Here is a 25,028-nt window from a genome sequence, read left to right on the forward strand (position 1 = left end):
AAAAAGCGCGATTCCGATCACGAACATGTCATCGACGGATCGGCGATGTCGCCTTCCCGGTCGGCGATATCCGGCCGAGCCTTGTGGCGCCGTGCGGCGAGAATACCGGCACGAAGACGCGGCGAGAGGCGCGCTGGACAACTGGCACGCCCTGATAGAGCCTCTTCTGCGCCTCGACCACGATGACGCCGGAAAAGATCGGCCAGAACCTGCGGCCGGCGCGCTCCAGCACATTGTGGAACTGCATCATGAAGCGCCGCCGTGACGGCGGGAAGAACAGGGCGTCGGACCACGCCGCGGGCGTGAAATTCGCTTCGCGCAGCAATTCGGTGAGCTGGCCGCGCGAGAAAGGCCGGCCGCTGCCGAAAGGTGTATGTTCGAAACGGGCCCAGACACCACGCCGGTTGGGCACGACGATGACGACGCGGCCGGCAGGCGACAGCACTCGCCAGATTTCGTTCAGCGTCTCGCGCGGGTTCTCGGCATGTTCGAGCGAATGGACGAGCAGCATGCGATCGATGGAGGCATCGACCAGCGGCAATTCCTCGTCGAAGACCAGTGCGGTCGCGGTCGGCCCCGTAGCCGGCCAGACCACCGCGCCTTGCGTCCCCGGCATGAAGGCAAAGACACGCTCCGCGTCGGTGCCGAATCGCTCCAGCCACGGCAAGGTGTAACCGAGGCCGACCAGCCGCTCATTGGGCACGACAGCCCAAATCGAGGACAACGCCATAGTGATCGAGCGTTCGGCCAAGCGCCCGAGCGTGGTCGAATAGAAGGAGCGAATGTCGACGATATCGGAATGCATGCGCGGGACGGTATCTTCGATGCTGTCCAAGTTCAACAAAGGCGCCAAGTTCTACAAAGGCGCCAAGTTTTACAAAGTCGGATGACATCCGCGGGCAAGCGCCCTATGTCTGCGGCGACAACTGCATCGGCCCGAAATCGGTTTCGATTTCGGAAAGCACGATGCAGCAGATAAAAAGTGTTAGAGCGTCCTTTGTGCGTCCAACTGGACGCACGGCGCTAGTGGAGAGACGCCATGCCGGTTGAAATCGAACAGTTCATGTGCCGCAGCGACAATTTCGGCGTGCTGGTGCATGACCCGAAAAGTGGCCAGACCGCGATCATCGACGCGCCCGAGGAAGCGCCGATCCTGGCTGCGATCGAGCGTACCGGCTGGACGCCGACGATGATCCTGATCACCCATCACCATGTCGACCATGTCGAGGCCAATCTGGCGCTGAAAGAGCGCTTCAAGCTGCGCATCGTCGGACCGGAGGCGGAAAGGGCCAAAATCCCCGGCATCGACGAAACCGTAGAGCAAGGTTCGGTCATCCACCTCGGCGAAGAGAGGATCGACGTGATCGCCACGCCCGGCCACACGGCGGGTCATGTTTCCTATCATCTGCCGGCATCGAAAGTGGCGTTCACCGCCGACACGCTGTTCGCGCTCGGCTGCGGCCGGCTGTTCGAATGCAAGCCGCCGGTGATGTATGATTCGCTGAAAAAGCTCGCGGCACTTCCGGCCGAGACGGTCGTTTATTGCGGCCATGAATACACGCTTTCCAACGCCCGCTTCGCGCTGACCGTCGACCCGACCAATTCGGCGTTGAAGGAGCGCGCTGCGAAAATCGAGGCGCTGCGCGCCGACGGCAAGCCGACGCTGCCGACCACGATCGGTGAAGAACTGTCGACCAATCCGTTCCTGCGCTGGCACGACCCGGCAATCCGCAAGCATCTCGGCATGGAGAACGCCTCCGACGCCGAAGTGTTCGCCGAGATCCGCAAGCGCAAGGACGATTTCTGAGCACCATTGATGGTGACCACTTCCGCCGAAATCATCGCAACGCTCGGCCTGAAACCGCATCCGGAAGGCGGCTGGTATGCCGAAACCTTTCGCGATGGCGCGGAAGGCGCGCGCGGCCATTCGACCGCGATCTATTTCCTTTTGGAGCAGGAGCAAGTGTCGGCCTGGCACCGCGTCAAGGACGCGGCCGAGGTCTGGCACTTCTATGCCGGCGCCCCGCTGGCGCTGTCGATACATCGGGAAAACGGGCCGGTGTTCGAGCAGGTGCTCGGCACGGCATTGGCGGCGGGCGAGCGGCCGCAGATCGTCGTGCCGGCAGGCTGGTGGCAGTCGGCACGCAGCCTGGGCGAGTGGACACTGGTCGGCTGCACCGTGGCTCCGGGCTTCGACTTCGCCGCCTTTGAACTGGCCGAATCGGGCTGGCAGCCGGGAACGCCCTAGCTATGTCGACATTCAGGTCCGGCCGAGCCGGAGTCGAAGACGGATGCGAAGCGACCAAACCGGTGGACTCCGATAATCGGAACGGAGCGTAACGTTTGGGTACGTGAGTGCCGGAAGCGCAGGAAACCGCAATTTGCAGGCCGGCATCACCTGAATATCGACATACCTAAACCAGCAGGAAACCCATCGTGATCCCCAGCTGGGCGGCGTAATACAGCATCCAGACCGCGTGGCGTGTCCAGGCGCGGTGCGGCGAGATGGCGGTCATCAGGAACTTTTCCGAGGCGAGCAGCCCGTCGGACGTCATGAACAGCACGGCACCGCCGATTACCCAGTAATTGCTCAGGGTGAGGGCCGAAATCCCCATGGCGAGGATTGCCGCGATATAGACGCCGACCGGAAGGCGCAAGGCGGGGCCGATACGGCGCCAGAGCGCAAAAAGCATGGCGAGCGCGAACACGGCCATTGCCAGGGCAATCGCCGCGCGCCACGGCTCGGCCGACAGCAGCCCGATCCCACCACCGAAGCGCAGGAACAACGCGATGTAAAGCCCATGCGCAACGAGAAAACTGGCCAGCCCGCCGAGAAAAGCCTTTTCACCCTCGCGCGACAGCAACGCATCCCCGATGGCGCTGAACGCCAGCGCCGCGACGAGCAGCCCTGGACCGCCCTGCAGCGATGCCAGCACGGCAAGCATTGCCACGGCCAGCGTCTTGACCGCAGAACGCGCAGGCTTTGGCGGCATGTCGATGGTGAAGGCGTAGATCACCGCCGCGGCCAGCGAAAACAGGAGCGTCGCATTGGCGTTGGCTTCGATACCGCCGGGAAACGGCATCACGCCCCTGCCTCGCTCGCAGCCCTCTTGCGCAAGAACAGCGATTTCGCCGCAAGCGCTGCCCCGCCGGTGATCAGCACGCAGGCGGCGAGGATACGCAGGGACGGCTCGGCGAAACCGGCTGATATCAGCACCAGCGTCGACAGCAGCGGCGCGGCATAGCTCGCCGCGCCCAGCACCTGGATGTTGCCGCGCTTGACCCCGATATCCCAGGCGTAGAAGGCCGCGCCCACCGGCATCAGTCCGAGGCCGAGCACGGCCAGCCACTGGCCGGCGCCGACAGGCAGCACCGTCTCTTCCAGCATGAGATGGCAGACAAGCGAAAGCGCTGCCGTAGCCGCACAGAACCAGGTGACGATGCTGGTCGGCACCGACTGGAAGCGCCGCGACAGCAGCGAATAGGCCGACCACAGCACGGCGCAGACGCCGGCCATCGCATAGCCGAATGCATAACGCGCGTCGAAGGCAAGCCCGCCGCCCTTGGTGACGATCAGGAAAGTGCCGGCAAGGCCGAGCAGTGCGCCGACGACATGGTTCCAGGCCAGCCGCTCGCCCGGCATCAGCGCCGATCCGAGCACGATCAGCAGCGGCCACAGATAGGCGATGAGGCTCGCCTCCACCGCCGGCGCATTGCGCAGCGCGGTGAAGTAGAAGAAGTGATAACCGAACAGGCCGGCAATACCGATCACCCACACTTGCGGCGGTATCTTCTCGCTGCTGGCGGCGGCCGGCATGAACAGCCGCGCGACGAGCCCGACGCCGGTGCCGATCGTGAAGGTGATCGCCGAAAGCAGGAATGGCGGCACCGCACCGGAAGCGTCCGTAAGCAGCGCCAGCAGCGCCCACATGGCGACCGCCGAGAAGCCGATCAGTGTTGCGCGCCCCATGTCCGTCTCCGGCGGCGCGCCATCGCGCCTATTCTGTTGCTTCGAACCGCTCCGCGCTGACGGTGAGAGTGCCGATTTTCGTGCTGATCGTGGCGTGGATCGGCGCATATACGCCGGTTTGGCCGACCGGTGCAAACGTCACCATGATGCGGCTGCGATCCTTCAGGTACTTCAAGGCTTTGCGGTTCTTGCGGTAACCCGCCACCGGCTCAAAGCCAAGCCTGCAGGTGACGGTCTCGCCCTTGTAGCCGCGCACGGAGGTAGAGCCTTTCGAATCGTAGGTCAGCGTCAGATTGGCGCGCATCTCGCCGTCATAGAGTTTCACCGTGCGCCCACAGACCTTGTCGAGGCTATCGGCATGGATGACGGTGGCGGCCATTGGATCAAGCACCGATGCGAGATGGCTGGCGCCCAGCGGTATCCAATTCTTGGGATTGCGCTTCTTCGGCGCAGGCACGACCTTGGTCGCGATAACAGTGCCATTGGCGAACTGGATATCGATCATCGACGCCTTGTCGCCTGACTTGTAGTCGGCGCGGAACGTTTGCGGCTGCAATCGCTTGCCCGAAATCTTGCCCTTCGACGAGACCCTGCCCCGCGTGTCGTCGAAGATTGTGGCGAGGCCGGCGCTGGAGACGCTGCCCTCGATCGAATAGGCATCGCCTTCGTAATTGCTGGAAAAGCTTGCCTTCGCCACCGAGAAGCCGTGGATCGAAACCGTATACTCGCCCTTGAAGGATTGTGGCGTGGCGGCAGACGTTGCTGTCGGCAGCGCAACGGCAAGCGAGGCAAAGAGAGCATGAGACGAACGAAGCATGGCGGGATCGATCCTCGATTTTTCAGCGGAAGCGGACAACTCCGGCCTGGCATCTCCTTGTGCGACCGCTTATAGGCTGAATTCCGGCCTTTATGTGAAAGGCGTCGTCACAGCCGCGCGCAAGCCGGAGCTTGACGCATCGGCGAAATGCAACTATGGAACGCCAACTTTTTCCATAAGGCCGCCTGACCGAAACCGCGCGCCACCCGGCGCGGGTCGAATGTTTGGCCAGACCGAGAACTGAAGGTTTAGAACCATGTCCCGTACCTGCGAACTCACTGCCAAGGCAGTCATGTCCGGCAATAATGTGAGCCACGCCAACAACAAGACCAAGCGTCGCTTCCTGCCCAATCTCGTCAATGTGACGCTGATCTCCGAAGCGCTGAACCAGAATGTGCGCCTGCGCATCTCGGCCAACGCGCTGCGTTCGGTCGAGCATCGCGGCGGCCTTGATGCGTTCCTGGCCAAGGCCGACGCCAAGGAGCTGTCGCAGCGCGCGCGCCTGCTGAAGAAGCAGATCGCCAAGAAGCTTGCCGAACAGCCGGCCGCTTAATTTTTTCAGGCAACCGCCTTCCAAGGAGTGTCGTCCGAACTCGGCATGACACCCGCTGGTTCCATTACCCAGGATAAAAAAATGAATTTTTTCTCCCGATATCTGCCCTTTGTTGCGGCCATGGCGCTTGTCGTGGTGGCGTCGAACATCCTTGTGCAGTTCCCGCTGCAAGGTGCGATCGGCGGCCTGTCGCTGGCCGACATTCTGACCTGGGGCGCCTTCACCTATCCCTTCTCCTTCCTGGTCACAGACCTTGCCAACCGCCGCTACGGCCCAGCCGTGGCGCGCCGGATCGTGTTTGTCGGCTTCACGGCGGCGGTGATCTGCTCGATTCTCGTCCCGCCCTTGCTGTTCCGCTACGGTCTGATCGAGTTCGAAACGGCCGCCGACCGGCTGGTCCGCATTGCGGCGGCTTCCGGCACCGCGTTCCTGATCGCGCAACTGCTCGACGTGACCGTGTTCAACCGGCTGCGCCGGCAGAGCTGGTGGCGGGCGCCGATCGTCGGCACGCTGGTCGGCTCGGTGTTCGACACCGCCGTATTCTTCACCGTCGCCTTTTCGGCGGCCTTCGCTTTCGCTGGCCCGAACGATGGCTTTGCGCTCGAAACCGCACCGCTGATGGGCGTGCTGCCGGTCGAGACCATGCGCTGGGTGTCATGGGCGCTCGGCGACCTCGGCGTGAAGCTGATCATCGCCGTGGTGGCGCTGATCCCCTACCGGCTGCTTGCCGCCCGCTGGAGCCAGCCTGCACTGGCGGCATAGAGCATGATCCCTGAAAGTGGGAACCGGTTTTCGGAAAAGATCATGCTCACAGGGTCTCGAGCATGATCCCATGGGTTCAGCTCGAGACCGCGAAAACGCCTGACGGCGACCACGAGCTTCGCCTGAAACAACGCGACGCCGAATTCTCGATCATGCTCGGCTCGAACGAACTGATGAACAGCCGCCTCAGCGGCTCCGAGGAAGCGCTGGCAAGGCTGTCCTGCCAAAGGATTGCCGGCCGCCGGCAGCCGAAAATCCTGATCGGCGGGCTGGGCATGGGTTTCACGCTACGCGCCGCCCTTGCCGAGCTGGGCGCCGATGCCGATATCGTTGTCGCCGAGTTGGTGCCCGCCGTCGTGGCGTGGGCACGCGGCCCGATGGCGGCGGTGTTCGGCGGCTGTCTCGACGATCCGCGCGTGACTGTTCGCGAGGCGGATGTCGGACAGCTCATACGATTGGAAGCCTCGGCTTGGGATGCCATCCTGCTCGACGTCGACAACGGTCCGGAAGGGATCGTCCACAAGGCCAACGATGCTCTTTACAGTATGGCCGGGCTGATCAGCGCGAGAGCAGCGCTCAAGCCCGGCGGCGTGCTGGCGGTCTGGTCGCAGGGACCCAACAGCGGTTTTAACCGCAGGCTCAAGCAGGCGGGCTTCGCGGTGGACGAAGTAAAGGTCCGCGCCAACGGCAAGCGCGGGGCGCGCCACGTCATCTGGATCGCGACGAACGGACCCCAGCCTGCAGAAACCGGCGCGAAGCAGTAGACTTGTTATCAGCCGTCCCTTGCCGAACGCCTCTCAATCTTCGTGCAGGATGAATTCTAGGTAGAGATTGCGCTGTAGCATCGAGTGGTTGTCGTCGGAGATCAGCGACACCATCAGTGCGCCATCGTCGCGGGTCCAGACGTCTAGGCCTTCCATGTTGTCGATCTGGTAGGACATGTCGGCTTCCATCAGCACCGGCCCGTCGGCAACGGCGCCCTTCTCGACGCTTTCCCCATAGATGCGCCGCAGCCGCATCTTGACGCCGCCGGCCATCGAAAAGCTGCGCTCCAAAAGCAGAAGGTCGCCGTCCGGCAGGAAGGCGCCGTCGGTGATGTCGAAATTGCCGTTACGCTTGACGGTGAAGACGCCCTTGTGCGGCCCTTCGATAACAGCCGCATAGATGTTGCCTGATGTGTCGAGGCTCTTCTCCGACACCACGACCAGCCCGCCTTGGTGCTGGCCGTTAGGATGGGCGTGGGTGATGGTCTCGAAGCCGCGATTCCGGCGAAGCTCCCAGGCTGGAATCAGGAAATCCAATTGCTTGAACGGCGGTTCCATATCGTGCGGGTCGATCTTGAACTGGGAAACACGGTGGGTGCGCTCGAAGCCCACCGTGGCAATGCCGTCCTTGACCGCAAGGCCTTCGGCGTCAACCTCCCATTTCTCGTCGATCAGCTGGCCCGGCTCGTCCATCTGCTGCATACGGAAATTCCGCATGCCCGATGGGCGCTTGTCGGCATCATGGGTAACCGTGCCGAAGAACCAGAAACCGGTATCGGCGACGCCGATGAAATCACTGCCGGGCTTGAGGAAGCGAAACGCCGACAGCGCGCCGAAATCGCGTGACCGCGAGGTCATTTCCAGCCCGCCGACGAATTCGAGCGGGCCGAACCGCTTTTCGTCACGGCCGATGTGAAACCGGTCTATCGGCCGTGCCGAGATTTCGATCGGCTCGACCGAAACGGTGCCAGCGGCGATGCAAGGCGACAGGGCGATGCCGGCAACGAACAGCGCTGTGGCGGCGAAAAGCGTCTGCCGAAAGCCGCCGCCCGAAAAAATCATCCGGCGCGCCGCATGCCGCCGCGTCGCGTGTCCCGCGTACTTTCCTCGCCAAACAGCGAGGCCAGTTGCTCGGTCATGGCGCCGGCCAGTTCCTCGGCATCGACGATGGTGACGGCGCGGCGATAGTAGCGGGTGACGTCGTGGCCGATGCCGATGGCTAAAAGCTCGACCGGCGAGCGCGTCTCGATCAGTTCGATCACCGCGCGCAGATGCCGTTCGAGATAGTTGCCCGGATTAACCGACAGCGTCGAATCGTCGACCGGCGCGCCGTCCGAGATCATCATCAGGATCTTGCGCTGCTCCGGCCGGGCGATCAGGCGGTTGTGCGCCCACAGCAGCGCCTCGCCGTCGATATTTTCCTTGAGCAGGCCCTCGCGCATCATCAGGCCGAGATTGCGGCGCGCCCGCCGCCACGGATGGTCGGCGGATTTGTAGATGATGTGGCGCAGGTCGTTGAGCCGGCCGGGATTCGGCGGCTTGCCTTCCTTCAGCCATTTCTCGCGTGCCTGCCCGCCCTTCCAGGCGCGGGTGGTGAAGCCGAGGATCTCGACCGAGACGCCGCAGCGTTCCAGCGTGCGCGCCAGAATGTCGGCGCAGGTGGCGGCGACCGTGATCGGCCGGCCGCGCATCGAGCCCGAATTGTCGAGCACCAGCGTCACCACCGTGTCGCGGAATTTGGTGTCACGTTCCTGCTTGAAGGACAGCGGCTGCATCGGATCGATGACGACGCGCACCAGCCGCGCCGGATCGAGATAACCCTCTTCGAGATCGAAATCCCAGGACCGGTTCTGCTGCGCCATCAGGCGCCGCTGCAGCCGGTTGGCCAGCCGGCCGACGACGCCGGACAGGTTGGCAAGCTGCTTGTCGAGGAAAGCGCGCAGCCGATCTAATTCCTCTTCCTCGCACAGGTCCTCCGCACCCACCGTCTCGTCGAAGGCGGTGGTGGAGACCTTGTAGTCGATCTCCTTCGACAGATTGGTGAAGGGATTGTCGTTGCGGCGCGCCTCGCCGGGCGTCTCGGCATCGGCGTCGTCATCGTCGGACAGGTCGTCGGCGGTGGCATCGGATGCCTCCGTCTCGGCCGACTGCTCGTCGTCGGATGACGCTTCGGTGTCGTCGGACTGCGACTGCTCGGAGCCGGAATCATCCTCGCCGCCCTCCTCGCTCTGCTCCTCGCCTTGCGGCTGGTTGTCGTCATTGTCCTCCGAGTCTTCCGTGTCCTGGTCGTCGCCGAGTTCCTCGGCCATTTCCATGGAAGCCAGCATCTCGCGCACGACACGGGCGAAGGCCTGCTGGTCGTCGAGCTTTGCCGACAGCCCGTCGAGATCGGCACTTGCCTTCTCCTCGACCCACGGGCGCCAGAGGTCGACCAGCCGCTCGCCGCTCTTCGGCACGGCGCGGCCGGTCAGCTTTTCGCGCACCATCAGGGCCAGCGCTTCCTCGATCGGCGCATCGGCCTTATCCTTGACGTCGATGAGGTTGGCCCTGGCGTATTTGTCCTCGAGCATCGAGCCGATATTGTCGGCGACACCTTGCATGGCGCGGGAGCCGATCGCCTCGACGCGGGCCTGCTCGACCGCATCGTAGATGGCGCGAGCCTGTTTGCCCTCCGGCGCCAGCCTGGTGTGAATGCGCGTGTCGTGGCAGGCGCGCTTCAACGCCATGGAATCGCCGAGGCCGCGCGTGATGGCGATATCGGTCTTCGAAGCTTTCTTCGGCAGTTCAGGCAGCCGGGCGCGGCTGCCGGCGAGCGCCGGCCGATCCTTGGCGAAACCGACTTCGAGGTCCTTGTCGCCGGCAATCGCGCGCATGCAGACGGTGACGGCGCGCTTGAAGCTGTCGGCTTCAGAACCCGTCTTCGACTTGTTGCGCGTGTTGTCGCCCGGACCCGCCATCGATCATCCCTTGACGCACGACCTTGTCCGAAAAGCGTTGCGACTTTTCAGAGCCATGCTTACCCCAGCACCACGTTCGCCGCGCTCTCCGGCAGATCCTGGCCGAAGGCGCGCTGGTAAAACTCGGCCACGAGCGAGCGTTCCAGCTCGTCGCACTTGTTGAGGAAGGTCAGCCTGAACGCCATGCCGATATCGCCGAAGATCTCGGCATTCTCGGCCCAGGTGATGACCGTGCGCGGGCTCATGACAGTCGACAGATCGCCGTTGATGAAGGCCGAACGCGTCATGTCGGCGACGCGCACCATCTTGTTGACGATCTCCTTGCCCTTGACGTCGCGATAGTGCTTGGCCTTGGCCAGAACGATGTTCACCTCATTGTCGTGCGGCAGATAGTTCAGCGTGGTGACAATCGACCAGCGGTCCATCTGCGCCTGGTTGATCTGCTGGGTGCCGTGATAGAGGCCGGTGGTGTCGCCGAGGCCGACGGTGTTGGCGGTCGAAAACAGCCGGAACGCCGGATGCGGGCGGATGACCCGGCTCTGGTCGAGCAGCGTCAGCCGGCCGGACGATTCCAGCACGCGCTGGATGACGAACATCACGTCCGGACGGCCGGCATCGTACTCGTCGAAGCACAGCGCGACATTGTGCTGGTAGGCCCAGGGCAGGATGCCGTCGCGGAATTCGGTGATCTGCAGCCCTTCCTTGACGACGATGGCGTCTTTGCCGACGAGGTCGATGCGGCTGACATGACTGTCGAGATTGACGCGCACCATAGGCCAGTTGAGGCGGGCGGCGACCTGCTCGATATGCGTCGACTTGCCGGTGCCGTGATAGCCCGACACCATGACGCGGCGGTTGTAGGCAAAGCCGGCGAGGATCGCCATCGTCGTGTTCTTGTCGAACAGATAGTCGGGATCGATGTCGGGCACATGCTCGCTCGTCACCGAATAGGCCGGCACCACCATCTTGGACTCGAAGCCAAATTTCTCCTTCACCGGCACGGTGGTGTCGGGCAGGTTGGCGATGTCGCGATCGACCTTGTTCATCTTTATCAACGTCTCCACGGGCGAACGCCGCGTTTCGCCGGCAATCGATTTTGTTCGGGGGCGGTCTTAGAGCCTTTTCCAACCTTATGAAAGTTGGAAAACGACACGAACCGAATGGTCGCTCAGCACAATCCTGCCTGCTTGAGCACGCGATAGGCCTGGAGCACATCGCGGAACCGGTCTTCCGAACCTCTGTCGCCGCCATTCGCATCCGGATGATGGCGTTTCACCAGTTCCTTATAACGCGCCTTGATATCCTTGCCAGTCGCCTTTGTATCAAGGCCAAGCGTTTCCAGCGCCTTGGCCTCAAGCGGCTTGGCCTTGCGCTCGCGTGCTTCGCGCGGATCCTTCGGGCCTTTGAACAGGTCGAACGGATCGCGCATGCGGTTGTAGTAACCGGCGCGGCCGGAACGCTGCTGGGCGAAATCGGGCGAGGAGCGCGTCGAGGCGCCGTTGACGCCCATCTTCCAGGTTGGCCGGTGGCCGGTCATCGCTTCCTTCTGGAAGCGGGCGATCTCGGTATCGGGGACACCGGAGAAATAATTGAAGCCCTTGTTGTACTCGCGCACATGATCGAAGCAGAACTGGAAATATTCGCCCTCCTTCATGCGCCCGACCGGCGCGCGATGGGTGCCGGCCTCCTTGCAACCGTCCCATTGGCAGATCGGCGAGCGTGACTTCAGCTCCGCATCTTTCTCCGGGCGGATGCGAATTTTTTCGAAATATTTGGGGTACGGTTTCATCTCACCCATTTATGGGCTGTTCGCTGGTGCGAAACAAGAATTGACATTTTTGCAATGATCGCCCTAACCGCTGAATCGCGGCATAAAGCGGACGATCGGCGAATTTTGTCGCGGCGACGGCACCGCGCGTCCTTCCGGACGCGCAAAGGGCGCCGATTTTCGGGGGTCATGCGCCCGCCATATGTGGTGAAGGGAAGTACGAATGTCCATACAGTCAACGATGGAAGGCAAGTTGAAGAAGGCGTTCTCGCCGGAGCGGCTGGTCATCATCAATGAAAGCCATCTGCATGCCGGCCATCACCATCAGGATTCCGACCATCACGGCACTTATGACGGCACCGGCGAGACGCATTTCCGCGTCCGCATCGTCTCCTCAGCCTTTGCCGGCATGAGCCGAATCGAGCGCCATCGCGCGGTCAACGCATTGCTGGCCGACGAGCTGAAGGCTGGTGTCCACGCGCTGGCGATCGAGCCGGCCGCGCCGGACGAAAAGACCAGGTGGTAGGCATTAGAGCAATTCCAGGAAAAGTGTGAAACGGTTTCCCCGGGAAAAGCGCATAGCGCTTTCCCTAGGGAACTGCGCAAAAACAAAGAGATAGAGCGGTTCGGCGTTTCCGTGAAACGATGAACCGCTCTATCCGCGCGCTGCCTTCAGGAAAATCATCACTGCACGGGTCAAGGCGTCGCCTTCGTCGCCGAAATCGCGATTGATCGACATGTGCGAATAGGCGCTGCCATCGAACAGTGTCACCTCCGTTCGGGTCGCCCGCAGGCGCTCGGCGAAGGCCTGTGAGGCCGCCGCACGACCAGTTGCGCGCGAATAGGTGATGAAGGTCGGCGGATGTTTGCGGCTCCCGACATGGGTGGCCGGCGACAGCGCGCGCCACTGCGCCGGGTCGGGAAAGGCCCGGGCATAGGCCGGTGTCATGCCGCCGCTCCTCGCGAGCGCCTCCAGATCATAGGCCCTGGTATCGTTCAGAACCAGCGCCGCGACGCCGGGCAGACCGCCGCGCAGCCCGGTCAATGCGGAGAGATGGCTGCCGGCCGAATGGCCCATCACCGCTATCCGGTTCGGATCGCCGCCGTATCTGGCGATGTTGGCGCGCACGTAACGATATGCCTGCTCGACATCGTCGGCTTGGGTGGCGACATCAGCCTTAGGCAGCATCCGGTAGTCGATCGAGACGAAGCAGAAGCCATTGTCGAGCAGGAAGCCCGGCTTGACGTCGACGTTGGTGCGATTGCCGGCCCGCCAGGCACCGCCATGGATGAAAAAGACCACAGGGAGGCCGCTCGCGCCATCGCGCAAGTAGATGTCGAGCCTGGCCGGTCCGTAATCGAAGCTTTGCGGAGACGGCGAAAGCCGGCGGGATGCAGCCGAAGCGCTGGCCGGCAACAAAGCCATCGACATCAAAAGCAGGGTTCGCCGATCGATCACCGCCATCTCCAGACAGCCCAGTCGAAAGTGCATGCCGGCGCGGCCGAGCGTCCAGTCAAGGATTGGTTAGCCGCGACAGAACCTACCAGAACTAATGCATGTCGCCCAAAAGTGCGCAGCGGTTTTGGGACAACGAGATGCAAAAAAACAAGAGTTTAAAGCGCGTTGCGTGAATCTTTCAGTCGCCGGGTGCTTTAAATGTCGCCAGCCGGTCTGATCCTCAGCCTTGCGATCCGGTTCTTGTCGCGCTTCATGACGACGAAGCGCTTGCCGTGAAAGGTGAAAGCCTGCTTCTCGTCCGGGATCAATTGCGTCTCGTGGATGACGAGACCGGCAATTGTGGTGGCTTCTTCGTCCGGCAGGTCCCATTCGAGCGCCCGGTTCAGGTCGCGGATCGACACGGTGCCGTCGACGACGACGGAGCCGTCGGCCTCCTGCTTGACGCCCTGCATATCGATATCATGCTCGTCGGCGATCTCGCCGACGATCTCCTCGATGATGTCCTCCAGCGTCACCAGCCCTTCGACCTCGCCATACTCATCGACGACGACGGCGAAATGCGCCTTGCGGCGCAGGAACGCATTGAGCTGTTCCTGCAGCGTCGTGGTATCGGGCACGAACCACGGTTTTGAAGCGATCTTCATCACGTCGATCTTGGAAAAGTCGTTGCCGACATCGTTCAGCGCGCGCAGCAGGTCCTTGGCATGCAGCACGCCGACGATGTTGTCGAGCGAGCCCTTCCACAGGGGCATGCGGGTATGCGGGCTCTGCAGGATCTCGCGCACCACCGCTTCCGGCGGATTGTCGGCATTAACCGAGCGCATGTTGGTGCGGTGGACCATGACATCGGACACTTCGAGTTCGTCGAGATCGGACAGGCGGCCGATGCGGGCGCGATCCTCGCGCACCACCTGGCCGTCGCGTCGAAAATCATCGACGGCGCCGCGCGCTTCATCATGGTTCGAATGCTTCGGCCCGATGCGCTGCAGTTCATAGCCGAAGGCGGCGAGCAGGCGCGCCCGAAAGGCGAAAGCGAGCGAGCCGAGCCCGGCAAGGACAGCAGCGACGATCCAGCCGGCCTCGTTCATCCCGGTCGGCTCTTCGGCTGACCCGGGCGGCCTTTCGGCTGACCCGGGCGGCTTTGCTGACCCGGATGGTTATCCCTCAGAAATGACAGCACTTCCGACGCCGGCACATCCCTGGCGATGAAGGCCTGGCCGATGCCGCGCGTGAGGATGAAGGTCAGCGCGCCGCGCGACACCTTCTTGTCCTGGGTGATGAAGGCGAGCAGCGCCTCGGCATCAGGCAATTCACCCGGAATGTCGGCCATGCACCAGGGCAGGCCAACAGCGCGAAGATGCGCCTCGACGCGCGCCGCGTCGTCGGGACTTGCCAGATTGAGGCGTGACGAAAAGCGATAAGCCAGCGCCATGCCGATGGCGACCCCCTCGCCGTGGACGAGTCGGGCGCCGTCATAATGGGTGGCGGCCTCCAGCGCATGGCCGAACGTGTGGCCGAGATTGAGCAGCGCGCGGTCGCCGGTCTCGAACTCGTCGCGGGCGACGACATCGGCCTTGGCGCGGCAGGCTTCGGCGATGGCCTCGGCCCGCTCCGGGCCGCCGGCGAACACTTGGCCCCAGTTCTCCTCCAGCCAGGCGAAGAAGCCGGGGCGGTCGATGAGCCCGTATTTGGCGAGTTCGGCGTAACCCGCCCTGAATTCCCGGATCGGCAGCGTGTCGAGCACTTCGGTGTCGGCCAGCACCAGTTTCGGCTGATGGAAGACGCCGACGAGGTTCTTGCCGCGCGCACTGTTGATGCCGGTCTTGCCGCCGACCGAGGAATCGACCTGCGCCAGCAGCGAAGTCGGGATCTGCACGAAATTCATGCCGCGGCGCACGATTCCGGCGGCAAATCCGGCCAGATCGCCGATGACACCGCCGCCGAGCGCGATGACGACATCGCCGCGCTCAAGCCTGGCTGCGAGCACGCCGTCCACCACCTCCTCGAGATGCGCGAAACTCTTGGTCTTTTCCCCAGCCGGCAGCGTGATGACGGCTGGCTGGATGCCGCCCTTTTCGAGGCCGGCCTTCAACGTATCGAGGTGTGCTGCGGCGACATTGACGTCGGTGACCACTGCGGCGCGTGTGCCGGGCAGGCGGCGCGAAATCTCGCTGCCAGCGCGCAAAAGCAGGCCGGAGCCGATCAATATGTCATAGGCACGATCGCCGAGCCCGACTTCGACGGTGACTGTCGCATTGATGCTCACGAGCGCACCTCGCCTGTCGCGGAGGCGACACCGAAATACCCACAAAGCGCGTTCACCACCTCGGCCGCGATGACCTCCTTGCGATCGTCGCGGGTCGGCACAGTGACATCTGCGGCTGCGTAGACCGGATAGCGCTCGGCCATCAACCGCTCGATCACGGCGCGGGGATCGGCGCTTTTCAGGAGCGGCCGGTTTTGCTTCTTGGAAACGCGGTCCATCAAGAGGTCGATCTCGGCCTTCAGCCATACCGACACGCCATGGCCGGCAATCGCCTCCCGCGTCTGCGCGCTCATGAAGGCGCCGCCGCCCGTCGACAGCACTTGCGGGCCGTGTTCCAGCACGCGCAGGATGACGCGCTGCTCCAGCGCCCGGAACTCGGGCTCGCCATAGCGTTCGAACAGTTCCGGGACGCTCATGCGCGACACGCTTTCGATCTCCTGATCACTGTCGATGAAAGGCAGTCCCAGCATCCCCGCCACCTTGCGGCCGATCGCCGTCTTGCCGGCGCCCATAAGGCCGACAAAGACGATGGAACGGCTGCCCAGCCGGCCGAGCAGCGCGGCATGGCTCTCATCGGGAGGATTTGCTGGTAGTGCGTTCATGACACCATGATGTTTCTAAGCAGGTTCCGCAAAAGTGTCCCACGTTTTGCGACAAGAACCTGCGACAAGCCAAGAATCCAAGCAGGCATTCATGGGCCAGCCCACGAATGCCTGCTTAGGCCCTCTTTGCCGGCGTATCGACATCAAAAGCCTGATTGCGTCAAGCGTGGCGCGGCCGCGCATCATCCGAGCTTGGCCCTTGAATTGGCCGGATTGGCGTCTCATAAGGGCACAGGGTTTGGAAACGCAGAACAAGAAGACGGGCGAAAATTGATGCCGACACTGTTCCGCTTTGTCGTGACGCTCACGATTCTGACCGGCATTGTCTATGGCGCGATGTTCGCTCTGGCGATGTTCGTCGAGCCGAGAAAGGCCGAAATGAGCGTGCGCATTCCACCCGAAAAGCTGAATCCCCAGAAAAACTGAAGAATCAAGAAAAACTAAATCAAGAAAAACTGACCCAAGAGATAATGAACAGCGCGGCCCGCATCGAAGCCTTTCTGGAAATGATGAGCGCCGAGCGCGGCGCTGCCGAAAACACGCTTTCCAGCTATCGCCGCGACCTCGAAGACGCGTCAGTCGAGATCGACGGCGGGCTCGCGGGTGCCGCCGCCGCCAATATCCGCGCCTATCTCGACGAGATCGCCGCGCGCGGCTTTGCTGCCACCTCGCAGGCACGCAAACTGTCGGCGATCCGCCAGTTCTTCAAGTTCCTCTATGCGGAAGGCCTGCGCGGCGACGACCCGACCGGAACCTTGGACAGTCCGAAGAAAAGCCGGCCGCTGCCGAAGACGATGAGCGAGGCCGACACCGGCCGGCTGATCGACCGTGCGGCGCAAGAGGCAGCTGACGGCTCGCTGAAAGATGGCGACAGCCTGGCGGCGCTGCGCCTGCACGCGCTGGTCGAGGTGCTCTACGCCACCGGCCTGCGCGTTTCCGAACTGGTCGGCCTGCCGGTAACGGTGGCGCTGCGCGACGATCGTTTCTTCATGGTGCGCGGCAAGGGTGACAAGGAACGCATGGTGCCGCTGTCGGCAAAGGCGCGCATGGCGATGCGGGCCTGGCTCGCTGCCCGGGCAACGGTGCAGGCTTTCGCAGATAGCCCGTTCCTTTTTCCGGCAGCAAGCGACAGCGGCTATCTCTCCAGGCAGGTCTTCGCCCGCGACCTGAAGGGCCTTGCCGCGCGCGCCGGCATCGCCTCGGCGAAAATATCGCCGCATGTGCTGCGCCATGCTTTCGCCAGCCATCTCCTGCAGAACGGCGCCGATCTCAGGGCCGTGCAGCAGTTGCTTGGCCATGCCGATATTTCAACGACGCAGATTTACACGCATGTGCTGGAGGAGCGGTTGGTGCGGCTGGTCAACGATCATCATCCGCTTGCCGACTAGGCGTCATATCGCTATGTGAGGACGACGTTCCACCGCCCGGCGCCTCTATTTCCCAGGTTCCGCCAGTCATTGCCTCCCGGCTTATCGGTCCGCTCAAGAATGTACAATTACCTCGATTTCGAAAAGCCGGTTGCCGATCTCGAAGGCAAGATTGTCGAGCTGAAGAAGCTCGCCGAGAATGGCGAGGCGGTCGATGTCGGCGATGAGATCAGCCGTCTTGAGAAACGCGTGCGCGACGCATTGCGCGACACTTATAGGGCGCTGACCCCGTGGCAGAAGGTGCAGGTGGCGCGCCATCCGGACAGGCCGCATTGCGTCGACTACATAAAGGGCCTGTTCAACGATTTCACGCCGCTTGCTGGCGACCGCAATTTTGGCGAGGACCAGGCGATCGTCGGCGGCTTCGCCCGCTTCCGCGGCGAGCCGGTCGCGATCATCGGCCAGGAAAAGGGTTCGGACACGGCCAGCCGGCTGAAGCATAATTTCGGTTCGGTGCGGCCGGAGGGCTACCGCAAGGCGGTCCGGCTGATGGAACTCGCCGACCGCTTCAATATCCCGTTGCTGACGCTGGTCGACACGGCCGGCGCCTATCCCGGCGTCAATGCCGAGGAGCGCGGCCAGGCGGAAGCCATTGCCCGCTCGACCTCGGCCTGCCTCGGCCTGAAGGTGCCGTCGATCTCGGTGGTCATTGGCGAAGGCGGCTCAGGCGGTGCCATCGCGATCGCCACCGCCAACCGCGTCTACATGCTCGAACACGCCATCTATTCGGTGATCTCGCCGGAGGGCGCCGCCTCGATCCTGTGGCGCGACACCACCCGCTCGAAGGATGCGGCGACCAATATGAAGATCACCGCACAGGATCTGCTGGAGCTGAAGATCATCGACGCCATCATTCCCGAACCGCTCGGCGGCGCCCATCGTGGCCCGGAAACGGTGATTGCCGCCACCGGCGACCTCATCGCGAAGACGATGAAGGAGTTCTCCGGCGCCAACACCGATTTTCGCGAGCAGCGCCGCGAAAAATACCTGGCTATGGGGCGAAACCTTTAGCGCGAGATGGGTGTCCGCGCCGCAATGTGGCAAGATTGAGCGCTTCCGCCACAAAAATGCCGCGGCATTCGGTTCAATCAAATTGCTGTAAGGGGATGCGTCCGGCGCTTGCGGTAAGGAATTTTCAAGGTTAACGGGCTTAGGGTTGGGCCTGACGGCGCTGATGCCTGCGGTTCGAAAGAAAAGACATAGCCATATCCATGTTTGCCAAGCTTGCCCGCACCGGACTTCTGATTGCCGCGATAGGCGTCGCCGGCTGCAATGATTCTTCAATGAAGGATTTTGCCCCCCACGCCAATAAGCCGCTGCCCGACAAGATCCTAGCCAGCATGAACGCCAAGGGCATGACCCGCACCTCACCGGTGATGGCCCGCATCTTCAAGGAAGAGGGCAAACTCGAAATCTGGAAGGCCAAGACCAACGGCCGCTACGACCTGGTCGCCAGCTACGATATCTGCAAATGGTCGGGCAAGCTGGGTCCCAAATTCACCGAAGGCGACCGCCAGGCGCCGGAAGGCTTCTATACGGTCCGTCCGGCGCAGATGAATCCGCGGTCGAGCTACCACCTTGCGTTCAACATCGGCTATCCCAACGCCTACGACCGCGCCAATGGCCGCACCGGTTCCCATCTGATGGTCCATGGCGCCTGCTCGTCGTCGGGCTGCTATTCGATGACCGACGCACAGATCGAGCAGATTTACGCCTTCGGCCGCGATGCCTTCCTGGGCGGGCAGACCGAGTTCCAGATCCAGGCTTTTCCGTTTCGCATGACCGCCGCCAACATGGCGCGTTATCGCAAAGATCCGAACTACGAATTCTGGAAGATGCTGAAGGTCGGCTACGACAATTTCGAGATCACCAAGGTGCCGCCGAAGGTCGATGTCTGCGAGAAGCGCTATGTCTTCAACCAGGTCGCGGCTGACGGCGCGACCTTCGATCCGACCGGCGCCTGCCCCGCGACGACGCAGCCGGATTCGCTGAAGAGCGCCTTCAATGCCTATCAGAGCACCTACGAATCGGCTTTTAACGGCGCGGTCAAGGCCAGCGTGCCGGCGCCCAAGCCGACCATCGCCGGGATCAAGGAAGCCAGCATCGTCTCCGAGTGGTCGAAGAAGCGCGCCCGTGGCGAACGCGTGCCGATCGAGCCGCCCTCGCTCAACGCCGACGGCTCGTTGACGGCGACGGCGCGCATGGGCCGCATCGATTCGCCGGCGGGCCGCAAGATGGCCGCGCTCGACGCCGAAAAAGCCGCCAAGCAGAAGGCCGAGGAGCAAAGGCTTGCCGCGATAGAAGCAGCCAAGGCCGAGAAAGAGGCGGCTAAGGCGCAGGCACTGGCCGAGAAGGAAGCGGCTAAGGCCGCCGCAGAAACGCCTGTCGTCACCGCCACCGTAGCGCCATCGGAGGCCGCCCCGGCAGTCGAAACGCAGGCCGCGGACGCCGAAAGCACGGCGACAAGGTTGAAGAAGAAGCTGCTTGGCATGTTCGGCGGCTGAGGTTCCCAGCCTTGGCCGGGCGCGTTGCCACTTACGATCTCAAGGGGCTGAACTGTCCCCTGCCGGTGCTCAAGGCGAAGAAACGGCTGGCGGCGATGCAGCCTGGCAGCCGGCTTTGGCTCGAAACCACCGACCCGCTCGCCGTCATCGACATTCCCGCCTTCTGTACCGAGGACGGTCATTACCTGGTCGAATCGACAGCCGTTTCCGGCGGCCATCGCTTTCTGGTCGAGCGCGGCGGCGGCTGAGCGGGATAAACCTCCCCTCTCGAGGGGGGAAATGTCGCCGAAGGCGACAGAGGGGGGTCGCCTCGCGTAAAGCGCCAACCTTGATCTGCCGCAGGAGGCCGCGTCCGGTCGCGCCGACCCCCTCTGGCCTGCCCTCTTTGCCACCACTTGGCATCTCCCCCTCGAGGGGGAGATTGGCAGCTTCACGGACGCCCGGCGATGGCCAGCGGATTGCTTTCGAGCGCTGCGCGGTCCGGTGTGTCGATCGATGGCCGGTTGGTGAAGGCAGCAAACAGCCGGCGAACGTAGTCTTCCGGCATGTCGAGCGTGATCAGCACCAGCCTTGTGCCGCGTTGACCGTCCGGCCAGGACGGCAGCCGCGCCGGCGGATGCAGGATCTTCTGGACGCCGTGGACGACCAGCGGCCGCGACGGGTCTTCCAGCAATTCGATGACGCCCTTCATGCGCAGCAGGCGCTCGCCATGCGCCGATCGCAACAGGTCGAGGAACATCTCGATCGCCGAAAACGGCACCGGCCCGTCATGAACCAGCGAGTAGGCGCGCACGCGGGAATCGTGCCGATGATCGTGCTCATGATCGCCATAGTCATGATCGTCATGGTGATCATGGGCGGCTTCCTCGCCCAGCCATCGCCGCACGTCGGCGGACTTGGTGGCTGGGTTGTAGAGGCCGCAATCGAACAGCGCCGCTACATCGGTCCTTCTATCACTGGCATCGAGCAGTTCGGCACTCGGATTGATCTGCCGCAGCCGGTCCCGCAACGCCTCGACGTCGCGCGGATCGGTGGCCAGATCGGCTTTCGTCAGCACGGTGCGGTCGGCGACGGCCACCTGCTTCACCGCCTCGACATGGGCATCGAGCGTCGCATTGCCGTTGACCGCGTCGACCAGCGTGATGACGCCATCGAGCCGGAAGGCATGGACCAGCGCCGGATGCGCCATGATCGACTGCAGCACCGGCGCCGGATCGGCGAGGCCGGTGGTTTCGATGACGACACGGGCAAGCCGGGCGATGCGGCCGGTCTGCAGCCGGTCGACGAGATCGGCCAGCGTGTCGACCAGTTCGCCGCGCACCGTGCAGCAGAGACAGCCGTCGGAAAGCTGGATGATGCCGTCGGAGGCCTGTTCGACCAGGAGATGGTCGATCGCCACCTCGCCGAACTCGTTGATGATGACCGCGGTGTCGGCAAGCGCGGGATCCCTGAGCAGCCGGTTGAGCAGCGTCGTCTTGCCGGCCCCGAGAAAACCGGTCAGCACCGAGACGGCGATGGGAAAGCCGCTACTCATCAGGCTAGTTCACGGCCTTGGCGGGCTCCTGGGCCGCGGTGGCGGAACCGATCACTGTCGGCTCGGCGCCGGGCGGCGGTGGCAGGTCGGGCCGCCAGCTCGGCAGTGGCACGTCGGCATATTCCCGGCCTGATGCATCGAGCATCGCCTTCGGCTTCGGCCCGGTGGCGCCGCCAAGGCCGACGGCGACCAATGTCGGCACATGGTCGAGCTTTTTCCGATAAGGAGATTTTGGCGCATTCTTATCGCCGACAGTGACAGCTTCCGACTGCTCCTTAGCTGGCTTCTTCCTGCAAATCTCGTCATTCAGGTCGTTGACCGATGTGGTGTCGCCATAGGAAGGCAGAGCCGCCACAGTCAACCAGCCCGGTGTCGGAGTGGCAAAGCCGTGGTCGAGCAGCCTGGCGACGGTCTCGGCGCGGGTGACGGCCGACTTCTCGCCAAGCACCACCGCCACCAGCGTGCGCCCGTCGCGTGTTGCCGAGCCGATCATGTTGAAGCCCGAGGGACAGACGAAACCGGTCTTCATGCCGTCGGCGCCGGGATAGCGGCCGATCAGAAGATTGTAGTTCGGGATCTGCTTCTTGCCGACGGCCAGGCCCTCGATCGAGAACCATGGGGCATATTGCGGAAATTCCGTGCGGATCGCCATCACCAGCAAGCCGAGGTCGCGCGCCGTCGTATACTGGTCCGGCGAAAACAGCCCGTTCGGGTTGACGAAATGCGTTCCGGTCATGCCGAGCCGGCGCGCCTCGGTGTTCATGCGTTCGGCGAAAGCGGCCTGCGAACCGCCGATGTTCTCGCCGACGGCCATGGCGACGTCGTTGGCCGACTTGACCAGCATCATCTTCAGCGCGTTGTCGAGCCGCATGACCGAGCCCGGCTTGAAGCCCATCTTGCTCGGCGGTTCGCCGGCGGAACGTTTCGTGATCTTGATCGGCGAATCGAGCTGGACCTCGCCCGCGGCAATCGCACGAAATGCCACATAGGCGGTCATCAGCTTGGTCAGCGAGGCAGGATACCAGCGCTTGAAAGCCTCCTGGTGCTGGAGGATCTTGCCGTTGCCCAGTTCGAATACGATCGTCGGATTGGCGAGAGCCGGTCCGGCCGGCACCGGAAGCGCCACGGCGCCCGCCAGCAATGCATGTCGCGCAAAAGTGCGCAGCGGTTTTGCGATAACGACATGCATAAAAACAACACCGCTAAAGCGCGTCGCATGAGGCCGGTCAAACGCGACGCGCTTTAGTTTGAGGAAATGCCTGTACCGCATGGTGGAATCCGAAATCGCCTCTTGCCGCAGTCGCCTCTGGCTCCGTAAGGTTTGTTACGCGATCGCCAGCATGGTGATCCGGCCCCTATCCGGATCGCAATCTTGCGGTGCTATTTAGCCTATGTGACGTCAACATGGCAAAGTGCCTGAATGACAATTGTAAAACAGCAGGCACAATTTGCAAAGCAGCAGGCAGAGCCCGTCTGCTCCAACAGCGAGATGGAACCATCATGCCGATCCTGAACCGCGCCGCCGAAATGCAAGACGAGGTCGCCGGCTGGCGCCGCCATCTGCACCAGACGCCAGAGCTGAATTTCGACGTCTTCAAGACCGCCGCCTTCGTCACCGACAAGCTGAACGCCTTCGGTTGCGACGACGTGGTGACCGGGCTCGGCAAGACCGGTGTCGTCGGCATCATCCGCGGCCGCCTGGGCGATGGTACGACCATCGGCCTGCGCGCCGACATGGACGCGCTGCCGCTCAATGAGACCACCGGAAAAACCTACGCCTCGACCGTTCCGGGCAAGATGCACGCCTGCGGCCATGACGGCCACACCGCGATGCTGCTGGGTGCCGCCAAATATCTTGCCGAGACGCGCAATTTCGCCGGCTCCGTCGCAGTGATCTTCCAGCCGGCCGAAGAAGGCGGCGGCGGCGGCAACGAGATGGTCAAGGACGGCATGATGGAGCGCTTCGGCATCTCCAAGGTATTCGGCATGCACAACATGCCGGGCCTGCCGGTCGGGCAATTCGCCATCAAGCCGGGCCCGATCATGGCGGCGACCGCCGAATTCACCATCACCGTCAAGGGCCGGGGCGGGCATGCAGCGATGCCGCACGGCACGATCGACCCGATCGTCATCACCAGCCAGCTCGTCGGCGCTCTGCAGACGATCGCCTCGCGCAGCACCGATCCGGTCGAGGCTGTCGTGGTGTCGGTGACGAAATTCCACGCCGGCGACGCCTACAACGTCATTCCCGAGAGCGCCGAGATCGCCGGCACCGTGCGCACGCTGAAGGGCGAGGTCGCCAGGAAGGCTGAGCAGCGCGTGCGCGCCATCTGCGAGGGCGTGGGCGCGGCCTTCGGCGCAACGATCGAGGTCGATTACAATGCCAATTATCCCGTCACCTTCAACCATCCGGAGGAGACGGCCTTTGCCAGCGACGTCGCGGCTGAAGTCGCCGGCGAGGCCCATGTGCACCGCGCCATCCAGCCGGTGATGGGCGGCGAGGATTTCTCCTATATGCTGGAGGCGCGGCCCGGCGCCTTCATCTTCATCGGCAATGGCGACACCGCCGGTCTCCACAATCCGGCCTACGACTTCAACGACGAGGTCATCCCGCACGGCATGAGCTATTGGGTGAAGCTGGCGGAGGCGGCGCTGGCAGCCTGATTTGCCGGACCGCTATGGTCCGCTCTTCGGGTCGTCAATCTCCAGCGCCTCCATGACGGGCGCCAGATCACTCTCTTCGGCCGTAGCCTGCGGCTCTTCGCCTGCCCTGGCCCTGCTCAGGGCTTCCGCAATAGCCTCTTCAATGTCGCCGATCTCGTCTTCGCGCACCTCGTGACCATAGCCAGCCGCGTCGGCATCTTGTTCGAATTGCTGAGCCAGGACCGCCACGCTCACCTCGCTTTCAGCGGGCATGTTACCGACGTTCTCCTGGAGCCAGGTTTCAAAGAACTCTTTCGTAGCACTCATGCGGCATCTCCTTCGGCACACTAAAGCGCGGCGGTGGTCCGAAGTTCCGCGATCCCCAGCTCATCTTTGCGATCCACTCGCAACCGGCCGATTGCATCGAGCCTGCCTCTTGGCGAAACGGTCCGAAGCGGTTATGTGTCGGGCCGCGTGGTCCCGTAGCTCAGTAGGATAGAGCGGCAGATTCCTAATCTGTAGGTCACAGGTTCGATTCCTGTCGGGATCACCAAGATTCTGACCAGCAACGAAACGCGCTGTTAACGCCGTTCGCGGGTGACAGGATGTAGGCCGCAGGTCGAAAGTGGAGTCTGCATTTCGCTGTCAGCCGCGGAGGCGGAAATGAAGTTGCTTCGGATTGCGCTCCTGTGCACGGCCATGATCGGCCTTGGAATGCCGCCCGTTCGAGCTGAGGATCAGCCGGCTCCGCCGAACAGCGAAGCAGCAACAGAGCAGCCGCCAGTTCATTGCGAGGGGCAAAACTGTCTCCCGCCGGCGGATAACCCTGTGCAGGAATGCACCGGACAAGATTGCATGCCAGCTCCGCCGAGTGGATAATGTCCTGAAGGTTCTGCAAAAAGCTTTGGAGAGAGAACAGCCCTTGCTCTGAGGCGAGGGGCGGCCATGGCACGCTGGTGACGTTGCGATCACCGATTCCCGTGGAAGGGGAAGTGCCATGAC

Annotated in this window: 27 protein-coding genes and 1 tRNA gene; 13 read left to right on the forward strand and 15 right to left on the reverse strand. The window is 63.0% G+C overall.

Translation table 11 applies throughout. The features are described from left to right. Positions 1-28 precede the first annotated feature (28 nt). Entirely contained in the window at positions 29-805 is a 777-nt protein-coding gene (locus tag AC0L25_RS10040; protein ID WP_473595363.1) for a class I SAM-dependent methyltransferase, read from the reverse strand. Positions 806-1,039: 234 nt separating this feature from the next. Between AC0L25_RS10040 and gloB the strand changes: the two genes are divergently transcribed. Both gloB and AC0L25_RS10050 read left to right on the forward strand, forming a co-directional pair. Then, positions 1,040-1,807, forward strand: a complete 768-nt coding sequence (gloB, locus tag AC0L25_RS10045) for a hydroxyacylglutathione hydrolase (RefSeq protein WP_473595338.1) — start codon at positions 1,040-1,042, stop codon at positions 1,805-1,807. 12 nt (positions 1,808-1,819) lie between these two features. Further along, on the forward strand, positions 1,820-2,248 hold the full coding sequence (locus AC0L25_RS10050; RefSeq protein ID WP_473595364.1) for a cupin domain-containing protein: 429 nt from the start codon (positions 1,820-1,822) through the stop codon (positions 2,246-2,248). Positions 2,249-2,414: 166 nt separating this feature from the next. On the opposite strand, the gene AC0L25_RS10055 is transcribed toward AC0L25_RS10050, so the two are convergent. The 3 genes from AC0L25_RS10055 to AC0L25_RS10065 are packed head-to-tail and all read right to left on the reverse strand — an operon-like array spanning position 2,415 to position 4,787. Then, positions 2,415-3,083 carry a lysoplasmalogenase gene (locus AC0L25_RS10055; RefSeq protein WP_473595339.1) on the reverse strand — a complete coding sequence of 223 codons (669 nt, stop codon included), beginning with the start codon at positions 3,081-3,083 and terminating at the stop codon, positions 2,415-2,417. Beyond that, a complete protein-coding gene (yddG, locus tag AC0L25_RS10060; RefSeq protein WP_473595340.1) occupies positions 3,083-3,970 on the reverse strand; it encodes an aromatic amino acid exporter YddG in 888 nt (295 codons plus the stop codon). Before yddG ends, AC0L25_RS10055 begins: the two co-directional genes overlap by 1 nt. A gap of 28 nt (positions 3,971-3,998) precedes the next feature. Then, positions 3,999-4,787: a DUF3108 domain-containing protein gene (locus AC0L25_RS10065; RefSeq protein WP_473595341.1), complete on the reverse strand. Its 789-nt coding sequence runs from the start codon at positions 4,785-4,787 to the stop codon at positions 3,999-4,001. Between the two features lie 256 nt (positions 4,788-5,043). Between AC0L25_RS10065 and rpmB the strand changes: the two genes are divergently transcribed. The 3 genes from rpmB (at position 5,044) to AC0L25_RS10080 (ending at position 6,866) form a co-directional block, all read left to right on the forward strand. Then, the gene (gene rpmB / locus AC0L25_RS10070) at positions 5,044-5,340 is read left to right on the forward strand and encodes a 50S ribosomal protein L28 (RefSeq protein WP_006328411.1); all 297 of its coding nucleotides are present in this window, start codon (positions 5,044-5,046) and stop codon (positions 5,338-5,340) included. An 81-nt stretch (positions 5,341-5,421) separates the two neighbouring features. Next, positions 5,422-6,102 carry a queuosine precursor transporter gene (locus tag AC0L25_RS10075; protein ID WP_473595342.1) on the forward strand — a complete coding sequence of 227 codons (681 nt, stop codon included), beginning with the start codon at positions 5,422-5,424 and terminating at the stop codon, positions 6,100-6,102. Between the two features lie 62 nt (positions 6,103-6,164). Next, the gene (locus AC0L25_RS10080; RefSeq protein ID WP_473595343.1) at positions 6,165-6,866 is read left to right on the forward strand and encodes a spermidine synthase; all 702 of its coding nucleotides are present in this window, start codon (positions 6,165-6,167) and stop codon (positions 6,864-6,866) included. Positions 6,867-6,899: 33 nt separating this feature from the next. Here the strand turns inward: AC0L25_RS10080 and AC0L25_RS10085 are convergent, their stop codons facing one another. The 4 genes from AC0L25_RS10085 to AC0L25_RS10100 all read right to left on the reverse strand — a co-directional run bounded on the left by AC0L25_RS10085 (position 6,900) and on the right by AC0L25_RS10100 (position 11,621). Further along, positions 6,900-7,928, reverse strand: coding sequence for an esterase-like activity of phytase family protein (locus AC0L25_RS10085; RefSeq protein ID WP_473595344.1), 1,029 nt, complete (start codon positions 7,926-7,928; stop codon positions 6,900-6,902). Next, positions 7,925-9,823 (reverse strand): cobaltochelatase subunit CobT, encoded by a 1,899-nt coding sequence (gene cobT / locus AC0L25_RS10090; RefSeq protein ID WP_473595345.1) that lies wholly within the window; start codon positions 9,821-9,823, stop codon positions 7,925-7,927. The genes AC0L25_RS10085 and cobT overlap by 4 nt, the downstream gene beginning before the upstream one ends. A gap of 59 nt (positions 9,824-9,882) precedes the next feature. After that, on the reverse strand, positions 9,883-10,869 hold the full coding sequence (gene cobS, locus AC0L25_RS10095) for a cobaltochelatase subunit CobS (protein WP_292511879.1): 987 nt from the start codon (positions 10,867-10,869) through the stop codon (positions 9,883-9,885). 122 nt (positions 10,870-10,991) lie between these two features. Then, the gene (locus AC0L25_RS10100) at positions 10,992-11,621 is read right to left on the reverse strand and encodes a J domain-containing protein (protein ID WP_036262308.1); all 630 of its coding nucleotides are present in this window, start codon (positions 11,619-11,621) and stop codon (positions 10,992-10,994) included. A gap of 193 nt (positions 11,622-11,814) precedes the next feature. On the opposite strand from AC0L25_RS10100, the gene AC0L25_RS10105 reads away from it, so the two are divergent. Further along, positions 11,815-12,117, forward strand: a complete 303-nt coding sequence (locus AC0L25_RS10105) for a BolA family protein (protein WP_077372975.1) — start codon at positions 11,815-11,817, stop codon at positions 12,115-12,117. Between the two features lie 129 nt (positions 12,118-12,246). Here AC0L25_RS10105 and AC0L25_RS10110 read toward each other — a convergent pair whose 3' ends face one another. The 4 genes from AC0L25_RS10110 to AC0L25_RS10125 form a co-directional block, all read right to left on the reverse strand. Next, positions 12,247-13,050 carry an alpha/beta hydrolase gene (locus AC0L25_RS10110; protein ID WP_473595346.1) on the reverse strand — a complete coding sequence of 268 codons (804 nt, stop codon included), beginning with the start codon at positions 13,048-13,050 and terminating at the stop codon, positions 12,247-12,249. A gap of 194 nt (positions 13,051-13,244) precedes the next feature. Beyond that, on the reverse strand, positions 13,245-14,138 hold the full coding sequence (locus AC0L25_RS10115) for an HlyC/CorC family transporter (RefSeq protein WP_473595347.1): 894 nt from the start codon (positions 14,136-14,138) through the stop codon (positions 13,245-13,247). Continuing rightward, a complete protein-coding gene (gene aroB, locus AC0L25_RS10120; protein WP_473595348.1) occupies positions 14,135-15,316 on the reverse strand; it encodes a 3-dehydroquinate synthase in 1,182 nt (393 codons plus the stop codon). Before aroB ends, AC0L25_RS10115 begins: the two co-directional genes overlap by 4 nt. After that, positions 15,313-15,918 carry a shikimate kinase gene (locus AC0L25_RS10125; protein ID WP_473595349.1) on the reverse strand — a complete coding sequence of 202 codons (606 nt, stop codon included), beginning with the start codon at positions 15,916-15,918 and terminating at the stop codon, positions 15,313-15,315. The genes aroB and AC0L25_RS10125 overlap by 4 nt, the downstream gene beginning before the upstream one ends. Before the next feature lie 273 nt (positions 15,919-16,191). Between AC0L25_RS10125 and AC0L25_RS10130 the strand changes: the two genes are divergently transcribed. The 5 genes from AC0L25_RS10130 (at position 16,192) to AC0L25_RS10150 (ending at position 20,097) form a co-directional block, all read left to right on the forward strand. Then, positions 16,192-16,344 (forward strand): histidine kinase, encoded by a 153-nt coding sequence (locus AC0L25_RS10130; protein WP_473595365.1) that lies wholly within the window; start codon positions 16,192-16,194, stop codon positions 16,342-16,344. A 44-nt stretch (positions 16,345-16,388) separates the two neighbouring features. After that, on the forward strand, positions 16,389-17,306 hold the full coding sequence (locus AC0L25_RS10135; RefSeq protein WP_473595350.1) for a site-specific tyrosine recombinase XerD: 918 nt from the start codon (positions 16,389-16,391) through the stop codon (positions 17,304-17,306). Between the two features lie 99 nt (positions 17,307-17,405). Next, on the forward strand, positions 17,406-18,356 hold the full coding sequence (locus AC0L25_RS10140) for an acetyl-CoA carboxylase carboxyltransferase subunit alpha (protein WP_029348641.1): 951 nt from the start codon (positions 17,406-17,408) through the stop codon (positions 18,354-18,356). 200 nt (positions 18,357-18,556) lie between these two features. After that, positions 18,557-19,849, forward strand: a complete 1,293-nt coding sequence (locus AC0L25_RS10145; protein ID WP_473595351.1) for a L,D-transpeptidase family protein — start codon at positions 18,557-18,559, stop codon at positions 19,847-19,849. An 11-nt stretch (positions 19,850-19,860) separates the two neighbouring features. Continuing rightward, positions 19,861-20,097 (forward strand): sulfurtransferase TusA family protein, encoded by a 237-nt coding sequence (locus AC0L25_RS10150; RefSeq protein WP_473595352.1) that lies wholly within the window; start codon positions 19,861-19,863, stop codon positions 20,095-20,097. Between the two features lie 182 nt (positions 20,098-20,279). Here AC0L25_RS10150 and AC0L25_RS10155 read toward each other — a convergent pair whose 3' ends face one another. Together AC0L25_RS10155 and AC0L25_RS10160 are read right to left on the reverse strand one after the other, a co-directional pair. Next, positions 20,280-21,383, reverse strand: a complete 1,104-nt coding sequence (locus tag AC0L25_RS10155; protein WP_473595353.1) for a CobW family GTP-binding protein — start codon at positions 21,381-21,383, stop codon at positions 20,280-20,282. Between the two features lie 4 nt (positions 21,384-21,387). Continuing rightward, on the reverse strand, positions 21,388-22,572 hold the full coding sequence (locus AC0L25_RS10160; RefSeq protein WP_473595354.1) for a D-alanyl-D-alanine carboxypeptidase family protein: 1,185 nt from the start codon (positions 22,570-22,572) through the stop codon (positions 21,388-21,390). A gap of 311 nt (positions 22,573-22,883) precedes the next feature. On the opposite strand from AC0L25_RS10160, the gene AC0L25_RS10165 reads away from it, so the two are divergent. Continuing rightward, positions 22,884-24,047, forward strand: coding sequence for a M20 aminoacylase family protein (locus tag AC0L25_RS10165; protein ID WP_473595355.1), 1,164 nt, complete (start codon positions 22,884-22,886; stop codon positions 24,045-24,047). Between the two features lie 12 nt (positions 24,048-24,059). On the opposite strand, the gene AC0L25_RS10170 is transcribed toward AC0L25_RS10165, so the two are convergent. Beyond that, positions 24,060-24,353: a hypothetical protein gene (locus tag AC0L25_RS10170; RefSeq protein ID WP_473595356.1), complete on the reverse strand. Its 294-nt coding sequence runs from the start codon at positions 24,351-24,353 to the stop codon at positions 24,060-24,062. A gap of 149 nt (positions 24,354-24,502) precedes the next feature. Between AC0L25_RS10170 and AC0L25_RS10175 the strand changes: the two genes are divergently transcribed. Further along, a tRNA-Arg gene (locus AC0L25_RS10175) sits at positions 24,503-24,579 on the forward strand. Positions 24,580-25,028: the final 449 nt, after the last annotated feature.

This window comes from Mesorhizobium sp. WSM4813, from assembly GCF_055811555.1.